This is a genomic window from Paenisporosarcina sp. (assembly GCF_049671445.1).
GTDB lineage: Bacteria > Bacillota > Bacilli > Bacillales_A > Planococcaceae > Paenisporosarcina.
The window spans coordinates 1-9,858 of the sequence record NZ_JBATUX010000131.1 but is presented as its reverse complement, the minus strand read 5'-3'; the positions used below and the strand labels follow the sequence as shown (position 1 = coordinate 9,858).

Annotated in this window: 12 protein-coding genes; 4 read left to right on the top strand and 8 right to left on the bottom strand. The window is 37.3% G+C overall.

The genetic code is table 11. The annotated features are described in order from the left end of the window. Positions 1-502 (top strand): hypothetical protein (locus WBG45_RS16320; protein ID WP_424416140.1); only part of this gene is annotated, 502 nt, incomplete at its 5' end. A 211-nt stretch (positions 503-713) separates the two neighbouring features. Here the strand turns inward: WBG45_RS16320 and WBG45_RS16315 are convergent. The 3 genes from WBG45_RS16315 to WBG45_RS16305 form a co-directional block, all read right to left on the bottom strand. Next, the gene (locus WBG45_RS16315; RefSeq protein ID WP_024536066.1) at positions 714-1,082 is read right to left on the bottom strand and encodes a hypothetical protein; all 369 of its coding nucleotides are present in this window, start codon (positions 1,080-1,082) and stop codon (positions 714-716) included. Between the two features lie 362 nt (positions 1,083-1,444). After that, positions 1,445-1,729 carry a YiaA/YiaB family inner membrane protein gene (locus tag WBG45_RS16310; protein WP_424416139.1) on the bottom strand — a complete coding sequence of 95 codons (285 nt, stop codon included), beginning with the start codon at positions 1,727-1,729 and terminating at the stop codon, positions 1,445-1,447. A gap of 175 nt (positions 1,730-1,904) precedes the next feature. Then, on the bottom strand, positions 1,905-2,090 hold the full coding sequence (locus WBG45_RS16305) for an aspartyl-phosphate phosphatase Spo0E family protein (RefSeq protein WP_424416138.1): 186 nt from the start codon (positions 2,088-2,090) through the stop codon (positions 1,905-1,907). Positions 2,091-2,643: 553 nt separating this feature from the next. On the opposite strand from WBG45_RS16305, the gene WBG45_RS16300 reads away from it, so the two are divergent. Further along, positions 2,644-3,822, top strand: a complete 1,179-nt coding sequence (locus WBG45_RS16300) for a CapA family protein (RefSeq protein ID WP_424416137.1) — start codon at positions 2,644-2,646, stop codon at positions 3,820-3,822. Between the two features lie 4 nt (positions 3,823-3,826). Here WBG45_RS16300 and WBG45_RS16295 read toward each other — a convergent pair whose 3' ends face one another. Both WBG45_RS16295 and WBG45_RS16290 read right to left on the bottom strand, forming a co-directional pair. Beyond that, a complete protein-coding gene (locus WBG45_RS16295) occupies positions 3,827-4,120 on the bottom strand; it encodes a hypothetical protein (protein ID WP_424416136.1) in 294 nt (97 codons plus the stop codon). Positions 4,121-4,243: 123 nt separating this feature from the next. After that, positions 4,244-5,071 carry a Ku protein gene (locus WBG45_RS16290; protein WP_424416135.1) on the bottom strand — a complete coding sequence of 276 codons (828 nt, stop codon included), beginning with the start codon at positions 5,069-5,071 and terminating at the stop codon, positions 4,244-4,246. Positions 5,072-5,135: 64 nt separating this feature from the next. Here WBG45_RS16290 and WBG45_RS16285 point away from each other — a divergent pair, with 64 nt between their 5' ends. After that, the gene (locus WBG45_RS16285; protein WP_424416134.1) at positions 5,136-7,016 is read left to right on the top strand and encodes a DNA ligase D; all 1,881 of its coding nucleotides are present in this window, start codon (positions 5,136-5,138) and stop codon (positions 7,014-7,016) included. Positions 7,017-7,132: 116 nt separating this feature from the next. Continuing rightward, positions 7,133-7,360: a hypothetical protein gene (locus tag WBG45_RS16280; protein WP_424414267.1), complete on the top strand. Its 228-nt coding sequence runs from the start codon at positions 7,133-7,135 to the stop codon at positions 7,358-7,360. A 410-nt stretch (positions 7,361-7,770) separates the two neighbouring features. Here WBG45_RS16280 and WBG45_RS16275 read toward each other — a convergent pair whose 3' ends face one another. The 3 genes from WBG45_RS16275 to WBG45_RS16265 form a co-directional block, all read right to left on the bottom strand. Beyond that, a complete protein-coding gene (locus WBG45_RS16275) occupies positions 7,771-8,580 on the bottom strand; it encodes a cytochrome c oxidase assembly protein (protein ID WP_424416133.1) in 810 nt (269 codons plus the stop codon). Next, positions 8,570-9,073, bottom strand: a complete 504-nt coding sequence (locus WBG45_RS16270; RefSeq protein ID WP_424416132.1) for a DUF2243 domain-containing protein — start codon at positions 9,071-9,073, stop codon at positions 8,570-8,572. Before WBG45_RS16270 ends, WBG45_RS16275 begins: the two co-directional genes overlap by 11 nt. A 456-nt stretch (positions 9,074-9,529) precedes the next feature. Then, on the bottom strand, positions 9,530-9,858 hold a 329-nt coding region (locus WBG45_RS16265), incomplete at its 5' end, for a S8 family serine peptidase (protein WP_424416131.1).

Sequence of the window (9,858 nt, the reverse complement as noted above, 5' to 3'; positions counted from 1 at the left end):
AGAGGAACAGCTACTAGAAATCGCCAACATGGTCGATACAGAAAAACCCGTTCAAAAAATTAATTTAGTAAAATATGAAGAGGTTATGATGGAGAGTGCTGAATTGTCTGAGATACAGCAACCCATATTATTACCTTTAGACTTACATGAAAAGGTCGACTTCTTAAAAAACAATAAATCTCCCTTTGTCACTGCGGAAAAAAATGATACTTCTTTTATGGTGATTTTTAGTTATTCATCACCAATTAATACGAATGATATATCCGTGACACAACACTTTAGTGAAAATGGAAATCAGCACATAATTGAACAAATACAACGAACATACACATTAGAAAAAGAAGTGGAAATTAACGATAGGAAAATCTTTCTATACAGTAACGGATTGTATTATAAAGCATATTTCACTCACCAAAACAATTTACTTACCGTTGAAGGCTTGATATCCAGTATACCGATAGAAAGCATAGAAGAAATTCTGACTGCAATAGAAATTGAATAGCCTTCCTAAGGTTGTATGGCTACAATAGAAGCATCATTGCTGTAGGATTACATGAAATAGTAAGAGGACTGATGTGTCAAAAGCACATCAGTCCTCTTACTTCTTTTTAATGTTGCAGTACGGTGCTTTCTAAAACTCACCGGAAATCATAGTAAATGTTTTGAGACGGTTTTTTTGCATTCTATATTCTCTCTTACATAGTCTTTAAACTTCAATGAACGGTTATTTTTTTTAGCACGGTAAAATAATCCGAGTACAAAATTTTATTCGTTACTTGGTTGATTAAATGTTTAATAAAGGCACTTTCATCAAAATTCTCTTCATCAACTATAAATCGACCTAATTCAATATGAACTTCTTCGTTCATACCAGATTCAATTTCTACGAGTTCCGAAAAGATAAAGCCCCATCTTTTCTCTTCAAACAATGTTCCTTCTATCTGGCTAATAGAGGAGGTTACCATTGAAGAAGGCACTGAGTAATTGTTTTTGATTCGAATCGTCGTTTCATCGTGGTTAGCTGAAAACACGATTTCTTCATAACCAATATCAAAATTCTTTTTAAACTCTACTTTATTCAATGTGATCTCTCCTCCGTAAAAATGATTGATAGTTCAAGTATGTATAGAGAAACTAGTTTTTATACCTAGTAGTGATAATAAAGTTGTCAAAAGCACACCCTTTAAAGTGTCATTTTCGATTTAGTTGTAATTTTTGCGTGTTTAGTTATAAAAATGGAGATTTAGTTGTAATTTTTTCCGCTTTAGTAGTAAAAATCACGAGTTTAGTTGTAATAGTAAAAATATGGAACACCCAGTACATGGTGGCACCAATAGAAAAGGGTTTGGGTAGCCTTCCAAAAGCATTAATCCATGAAAAAAAAGACAGGATCGCAGAATCAGCATCTGCATCTTGTCTTTTTTGATGAAACTCATATGCTCTTTTATGATTCCTTCGAATTAACTGGAGTTCTTAAGTTGTTCAAATGACGCTCTTGTTCTGCAAGAATATCGTCGTCTTCGGCATTGTCACGTGTCACTTTTTGTGTGAGGATGGCTCCAACTGCCACTAAAATCATCACTGCGATGTAATATCCTTTTTCGTTCAGTTGTAAATTTTCCGCATTGTAAAGACCGATTGAAAACATAACCACTCCTGCAACGAAAGTAAAATATGCGAGCACAGTAAATGCCACGGTATTGCGTCTTCTGTATTTAGTTGGAAACATGGCGACCCCTTCTTTTCTCTTTATTTACTTCTAATTATATATGATAAGAATGAAACTTCTAGATGCTTTGTCATAAAAAATGTTAATTTTCCCATTTTTCTATCATTCTTATAAATTCATCCATAATAAAAGCAGGAAAATCGTTAAAGTAGCCGATTTTTCTGCTTTTATTTATTCAACCAACATATTCGTATTGGTGAAATCCTTGATACTGGTTTAATAAAAGATCTAACTCTTGGCTGCATGCGACCACTAGTGGATGAGTCATGCCAAAATTTTTGGCTTTTTTATACATCTCTTGTTTTTTGCTATTTATTTGCTTTAACGTAACATTTTTCTTTCCAAGTGTTTGCATATTCATTTCCCCCACACCCTTATGATTTTTAGTTGCGTATCGCTTTATCAATCATCTAAAAAACACCTTTTATTTCAGGGCCAAGCAACGAACCACTCCAGTGGAATTCTCTTTATATGAAACGCTTACTAAAAAATGATTGAAATCGATGTGGTTTTGCTTCAATTAACATGTTAATTTCATGAAGTGAGTTCCCATATATTTTCAAATTAATTATATAACGCCCATGTTAACAAATCAATATATAGTGTCTAATTTATTTTTTCGACACATTATATTGTATTAATTAACTATTAGCAGTGCAATATTGTAAAGTTTTGTATATGATAGTTATATGTTTATTTTATTACTTACCCGATTTCACACATTCCCATATATTGCGTTTTTTCAACAAAATCACTACCCTTTCAAGGAATGAATTCGAGTAAAAACATGACAACTTTCTCTAAAATCAGTCCTCCATGCTTCAAACGTTTTAGAGTCGTTATATTTGTAAAGACTGTACACACTTGCTGCAGTCTTTTTAACTCGTTGCAAAAGAATATGTTGGAGGAAAAAAATGAAAAAACTCATCATGTTAATTACATTTTCGTTACTACTTGTCAGTTGTTCTAGGTTACCGGCAAACGAAATGCCCCTTGAACCTATACCTGTAGTGGAAGCAACGGAAATTGATCAACCTAAAGAAAAACCGATTCCAGTAGACACGTCTTTAACAAAACCAATTGTAACAAGCGTAAAACTCGTAGCCATTGGCGATATCCTGATACACCAACCTGTTTATCATGATGCTGCGACTCCTCAAGGCGGATATGATTTCTCTTCTATGTTTACGAAAGTGAAGCCCTTTTTAGAAGAAGCAGATATTGCCGTTGCGAACCAAGAAACCATGATTGGTGGAGCAGAGCTTGGTCTCTCCGGCTATCCGTTGTTTAACAGTCCTTATGAAATTGGGGATGCTTTAAAAGATTCAGGAATCGATATTGTAACGATTGCTAATAACCACACTTTAGACAAAGGTGAAAAGGGTATCGTTAACGCTCTTAATTATTGGGACAGTATTGGGATGACTTATACAGGAGCATTTAAGTCTGAGGAAGATCGTGAGGATATTCGAACGGTTATTAAAAATGGAATTAGCTTTTCCTTTCTATCCTATAGCTATGGCACGAATGGGTTACCTGTGCCTGAAGATAAACCTTATTTAATCAACTTGATTGACTTGTCATTAATTAAACAAGATGTTGAAAAAGCTAAAGCTCTCTCAGATGTGGTGGTGGTTTCCATGCATTGGGGAAATGAATACGAAACAGTACCAAATCAAATGCAACTTGATTTAGCTAATGAACTTTCGGATATGGGCGTTGATATCATTATTGGTCATCATCCACATGTCTTACAACCAGTAGATTGGATTGAACGTGTTGATGGTTCGAGAACATTCGTTATGTATAGTTTGGGGAATTTTTTATCAGCGCAAGAAGGATTAGAGAGACTAACTGGTGGGATTGGCGGAGTAGAAATAACCAAAACTGCTTCCTCGGGGAAATCAGTCATTTCATTAAGTAATCCAAGTTTCGTACCTACTTATGGCTACCATGAAAATAAACGCAATTTTAAAATCATCCCAATGGTTCAATTAAATGAATCTTATTTACCTAATTATCTAAGCTACTATGAGAGCGTACAAAACCATATGACCACCTTCATAAAAGATCTTTCGTTTGATGAAAAGTGATTGTTTATTTTAAAGAACGAAATGTATCGATAAAATTTTGTGGATTGCTGTGAATATTAAAAGGAAATACGCCTTGGTTGGTATGAAGATATAAGATCCCAGCTGCAGAAGAGAAGGGTTTATAGGAAACATCCATCACTTGATGAAGCGTAAACTCTGCCCGTGCCGTTTTAACAACTTCATGTGTAATGGTCAATTCGTGATGCGTAGCAATTTTTTGCATTTGGTTATAGAAATCGATGGATCGCTCGACTTCCGTATAAATGATTGTGGCTCGATGTGTTTCATTGGTCATCATACATTCCCTCCTCTTCCTTCTAATGGTACAGGAGTTATCCAGTAGATTCAAAAAATACAATGAACCTCCTCGAAAATTGAGGAGGTTTTTGTTTGAGTAATGAAAATTTTTTTGCACATTCTATTAGGAAGTCTTTGCTTTTGCCACGCGCTTTCTTGGTGCCGGCTTTTTCTTTTTCGTTTTATCGAGTGAAGCTTGGAGAGCGGACATTAAATCTGTCACATTCGAAGGAGCAACCGGTTGTTTGTCGCTAACAGTGACTGTCTGTTTGCCAGTCTTTTTCTCTTCAATTAATTCCATTAGTGCTGTGCGATAGTCATCTGTGTATTTCTCGGGTTCAAACGTCGTCGTTAATTGGTCAACAAGCATGAGCGCCGTGTCTAATTCTTTTTGCACGACTACTGGCTCACTTGGAATATTCGGAACATCTTTCGCACTGCGCACTTCATCCGGAAAATGAATCGTTTCCATTACGAGCAATTCTTCAAACACACGTACAATGGCCAGCTGCTCTTTTGAACGAATCATGATTTTAGCCACGCCTATTTTGCCAGATTCCAGCAATGCTTTTCTTAAAAGAGAATACGCTTTTCCCCCACCACTATCAGGTGCCATGAAATAACTGCGTTCAAAATAAATGGGATCGATTTCTTCTAGTTTTACAAAGTCGATGATTTCAACGGCCTTATCTTCATTTTCTTTCTTTAACTTTTCCAGTTCTTCATCGTCCAACACGACAAACTTATTTTTCGAGTACTCATATGCTTTTACAATATCTTCACTTTGAACTTCTTTTTTGCACCCTGAACAAACTTTTTGATAATTAATAGGCGTATTACATTCTTTGTGTAGTTGTCGCAATTTAATATCTTTGTTTTCAGTCGCTGTATGAAGTTTCACAGGAATATTTACAAGTCCAAAGCTAATGCTTCCTTTCCAAACTGTATGCATTTGCTTACACCTACGCTTTCTTTTACTTACTATGCAATGTTTTGAGCATATTTATGTATCAAGAATGGGAATTAATCAAAAGCTACTACAAAAAACGAGAGTAGGTACACAAGTGAAACCGATGCTTTTAACAGCGGCAACAGATATCCCTTTAGGCAAAGACTGGCTGTATGAAGCGAAGTACGATGGTTTTCGTTGCCTATTGGAGTGGGAAGAAAATGGCGCACAACTGAAGAGCCGAAATGGCAAAGTCCTTAGTGAACAGTTTCCAGAAATCATTGGTTTTTGTCAGGAGCTTCATGATCGAATTCGTCCGTTTTTACCTCTAACTCTTGACGGAGAACTCGTTTATTTAATCAATAATGTTCAAAGCAGTTTTTCAATCGTACAACTGAGAGGGCGCATGCGAACACCAAGCGTGATTAAGAATCATGTGAAAGAATTCCCCTGTCATTTTGTTGCTTTCGATCTTTTGACAGTCAAAGGAGAAAGTCACACCGATCTTGCATTCACAAAGCGTAAGCAAAAACTAAAAAAGCTCTTTCAAACGATGGATCTTCCTATATCAATTAATTATGAAGACACTCGTAAACTTCAAGCAATCGACGTCTATGACAAAAGCGATGAATTATGGAATAAGGTCACAGTAAATAACGGGGAAGGCATCATTGCCAAGCAAAAAATGAGTCAGTGGCAAAGTAATAAACGAACTCCCTATTGGCAAAAAATCAAAAACTGGCGATATGTCACTGTTGTCCTCACGAAATATGATAAAAGTAATGGCTTTTTCCATGGTGCCATTTATATCAATGATGAGCTCGTCGAAGTGGTGACCTTCCGCCATGGTCTTAAAGAGGATGAGCTACAAACACTCGTTACTCTATTCCAATCAAATGGTTTGAAGACTGGTAAAAATATATGGGCGTTAGAACCATCCATTTGCGTTGAAATTGCTTGCATTGATTTTGACGGAAAACACTTAAGAGAACCTCGGTTCCATACCTTTAACTTTGAAAAGGAACCAAGCGATTGTCACTGGCAACAACTACAACGTCAACTCTTTCCTGTCCCTGAAGCCATACAAATTACACATCCCGAAAAGCCCATTTGGCCGGCAAGTTCTATCCAGAAAGACGATTATTTACTTTATTTGCAGCATATCTCTCCTTTTATGCTCCCATTTTTACGGGACCGTTTGCTAACAGTTATTCGTTTTCCGCATGGTATGCTCGGCGAAAGTTTTTATCAAAAAAATGCGCCTGACTACGTTCCTGATTTTGTGACCACTAAAAAAGACGAGGATATTCGATACATTATGTGTAACGATGTTGAGACTTTATTATGGCTCGGAAATCAACTTGCTCTAGAGTTTCATATTCCTTTTCAAACCATCCATACACCTATGCCAACTGAAATCGTTTTTGACTTAGATCCACCTTCAGTCCAGGAGTTTTCATTAGCGATAGAAGCAGCTTTACGTATGAAAGCCATTTTCGATCAGTTCGGTCTTCCCTCTTTTGTGAAAACTTCTGGTGGCAAAGGCATCCAAGTTTATATTCCTTTGCCGGTGAATCAATTTTCTTACGATGACACTCGTGTCTTTACCAAGTTTGTTTGTGACTTTTTATGCGAGCAAGAGCCTCAATGGTTTACTACAGAGCGATTGAAAAAGAACCGGCAACATAAATTGTATTTGGATTACGTACAGCATCATGAAGGCAAAACAATAGTGGCACCATATTCTCCGCGGGGAAATGAAAAAGGTCTCGTTGCTACTCCACTAAATTGGCAAGAGGTTAATGATTCCCTAAAGCCTGATTTATTTTCAATTCCAGCAGTTTTAGATCGAATGAAAAACCAAGGCAACCCATTTCGCGATTTCAGATTAAAACTAGAAGAACAGAGATTCCGTGATGTTCTTAATCAACTTCAAAACATCGAATAATCAATTGGAGCTTTACTCATCTTGTGTGATGCATAGTGAAAAAACACACGGACATACTAGGAGGAATAGTTCCTGTCACATAACTGGTGAATTTGGTTTGAAAGGATGCGAATGTAATGGAGAAAAGGGTTTTCACAGAAGAAGATCGTGAACTTGCAACGGGGATTTTTTCAGATAATCCTGACGGAGTAAAAACAGACAAAATAAGCTTATTCGATATGCACGAGGATATGAAAACCGTCGATATATTGATGGTCGATGAGTTAAATAAACAAGTAATAAATACTCTAGATCGTAAAGTAACAAAAGACCCTTCAGCAAATGAAGAGATTCATCCAAACTAATTACAAATAAAACACCCATTCATGTGTGTAGTTTCCTACATTATGAGTGGGTGTTTTGATTATGAGCACAAAATGGTTCTTTGTAATAGGTTCTGTAATCGTACATTTACGCTGGCCCCACGTTCCGCATGAGAGAGATGCTAAATGATGTAGTCATTAGCTCCTCTTTTTCATGATTTTGACTATGGAGCAGTGGTTTTTGATACTTAGCGAGCTAAATACCTTGTTAAAGTAGTGTGTTTTAATCATTTTTCAAATTTAGTTGTAAAATTCGAGTGTTTAGTTGTAAAAATGGGACACTTAGTTGTAATTTTTGAAAATTTAGTTGTAAAAATCATGGATTTAGTTGTAATAGTAAAATAATGTAAATTAATAAATGAGTATAGCCGATTTTCGTTGGTTTTTCAATATCACCCGTATTCTTTACCATAGCTTTGTAATAAGACACCACGTGGGCGTGCGTTTTTGTACCATTGAAAACAAAAAATAACGATTAATATAAGTTCAATTGCATCTCCACCGTAGTACATAATTTGTCCGCCAGTTTCAGCCTGCGTTGCCGAAATTCCACTAGGCGGATGTGCATAAATATACTTAGATAAGATTCCATGGGCAGCGAATGCTAGAACTAACACTATAGATCGGTATGTAAAACTTAATCGGTGCGGAATTGGTTCCATATAGATTATGGACATGGTAAAAAGATATCCCGCTAAGAACACATGAATGTGAACTAGGATATGCACAATCATGTTCTGTTGCATCAACACGTACAACTCTGTCGTATATAAGAACCAAAGCCCTCCTACATTTAGGAATGCCGCAAACAGTGGATTCGTGATGACTTGCATCGGCAAACTCTTCAAAAGGCGTGTTAAACGTCTAGCTAGCCTAACAGGGAGTGTTCTCAGGATAAGTGTCATTGGTGTAGCTAAAACCAAAAGTAGTGGTGCCAACATGCCAAGAAGCACATGCCCCACCATATGCGCTCTAAAATCCCCATGAGCACGTTCTGCTAGCGGACCGACGACGGCAAGTAACGCAAGGACAACACCAACACCCCACAAAGTGCTTCGTACTGGCGACCATTGTTTTTTAAGTCGCTTGTTAGATACAACGACAGCGACAAAATATAAAACCGACGCAACCACAAAAGGCATAACCATTACGAGTTGAAAAATCAATTCATTATCGTCAACATGACTATGATTATTCCCCATTCGATTTGGCATCTCCGGTTTGATAGGAATGAAGTTTTACTCTACCAATCAGTAAGACTCCAGCTAAAATCATGGCCAAAGCTGTAAGATTCCAGATCATGTCGTATGGACGAATATCTACACCGTAGCGAATTTGATGCAATTCCCAAAGCTTATGTTGGATGGTTCCATCGAACAACTGGAATGCCCCTCCTCCAAGAAACAGACCCGCTAACCACCTTTTGAGCCAAAAAGCTTGTCTTCGATGTAAATCTGCTAATAAAAACGAAGAAGCTATGGTTGCAAACCAACTGAATGAATGGAACAAACCATCTGAAACTAATCCAATGTCCGACGTGGATTTGTCGTAAAAATGATGCCAATGTAATAACTGATGAAACACTGCCTCATCGATAAAAGCAACTAAACCGAGGCCGAATAGAATCCCTGTCCATAAATTACGGGTGGCGTACTTATGGCGGTTGTTTTCATTTAAATTACTAATTTCAGTCATACTATTCTCCTTTGAAAACTTATTCTGATTTGATAATAAGATTTTCACATTTCCCCGTATTTGTTTATAAACTACATACTCATTTTCGCCTTTTCTAAGAAAATCTATACAAGCAACCTATTGACCTGACTTAATACAGAAAGTACTGGGTTGACAATAAGGCAAATAAGTTGAGAAAAATGAGTCTTTTTCTCAACCTACATTTGAAAATTGTAACCAGTTGATAATTTTCTGTTTTGCACATTATGAACTTATGTTTGATTGGAGTGGAAGACGGCGACTCCAGCGGGAATAGCATGAGCTGAAGACCCCGCAGGCGAGCTTGCTCGTCGAGGAGGCTGAGGCCATGCCCGCGGAAAGCTTCCGTCTGTAACGGAAATATACCGCACTAAAAAAAGAACTGCCCTAAGTCATATTTCATGACTTTTAGGACAGCCCTTCTTCCAATTGATTCTTTTATTTCACGCGTGCAAAACCAAATCCTGATGCATAATCGTCACCAGTAGTGGCACCGTAGCCGCCTTTAATATCGACTGCTTTTGCTTTGTTTTGAAGGTTCGCGCGCAATGTTGCGTTTGACCAGCTTGGGTTTGATGCCCACAGTTTTGCAGCAAGACCAGCTACATGTGGTGAAGCCATTGAAGTACCGCTGATTGTATTGTAGCCACCATTGTTCCAAGTAGAGTAAATTGCTGCACCTGGAGCCGAGATTTCAACGTCACCTTGTTGGATGACATAGTCGCCATCAGTTGAAGCATATCCGCGAGAAGAGAAGTCTGCAACGC

Excerpts from the sequence above, each read along its gene's own strand:
- WBG45_RS16310 (WP_424416139.1), bottom strand. The coding sequence starts at position 1,729 with ATGTTTCCAACTAAATACAGAAGACGCAATACCGTGGCATTTACTGTG.
- WBG45_RS16305 (WP_424416138.1), bottom strand. The coding sequence starts at position 2,090 with ATGAATATGCAAACACTTGGAAAGAAAAATGTTACGTTAAAGCAAATA.
- WBG45_RS16300 (WP_424416137.1), top strand. The coding sequence starts at position 2,644 with ATGAAAAAACTCATCATGTTAATTACATTTTCGTTACTACTTGTCAGT.
- WBG45_RS16295 (WP_424416136.1), bottom strand. The coding sequence starts at position 4,120 with ATGATGACCAATGAAACACATCGAGCCACAATCATTTATACGGAAGTC.
- WBG45_RS16290 (WP_424416135.1), bottom strand. The coding sequence starts at position 5,071 with ATGCATACAGTTTGGAAAGGAAGCATTAGCTTTGGACTTGTAAATATT.
- WBG45_RS16285 (WP_424416134.1), top strand. The coding sequence starts at position 5,136 with ATGGGAATTAATCAAAAGCTACTACAAAAAACGAGAGTAGGTACACAA.
- WBG45_RS16280 (WP_424414267.1), top strand. The coding sequence starts at position 7,133 with ATGGAGAAAAGGGTTTTCACAGAAGAAGATCGTGAACTTGCAACGGGG.
- WBG45_RS16275 (WP_424416133.1), bottom strand. The coding sequence starts at position 8,580 with ATGGGGAATAATCATAGTCATGTTGACGATAATGAATTGATTTTTCAA.
- WBG45_RS16270 (WP_424416132.1), bottom strand. The coding sequence starts at position 9,073 with ATGACTGAAATTAGTAATTTAAATGAAAACAACCGCCATAAGTACGCC.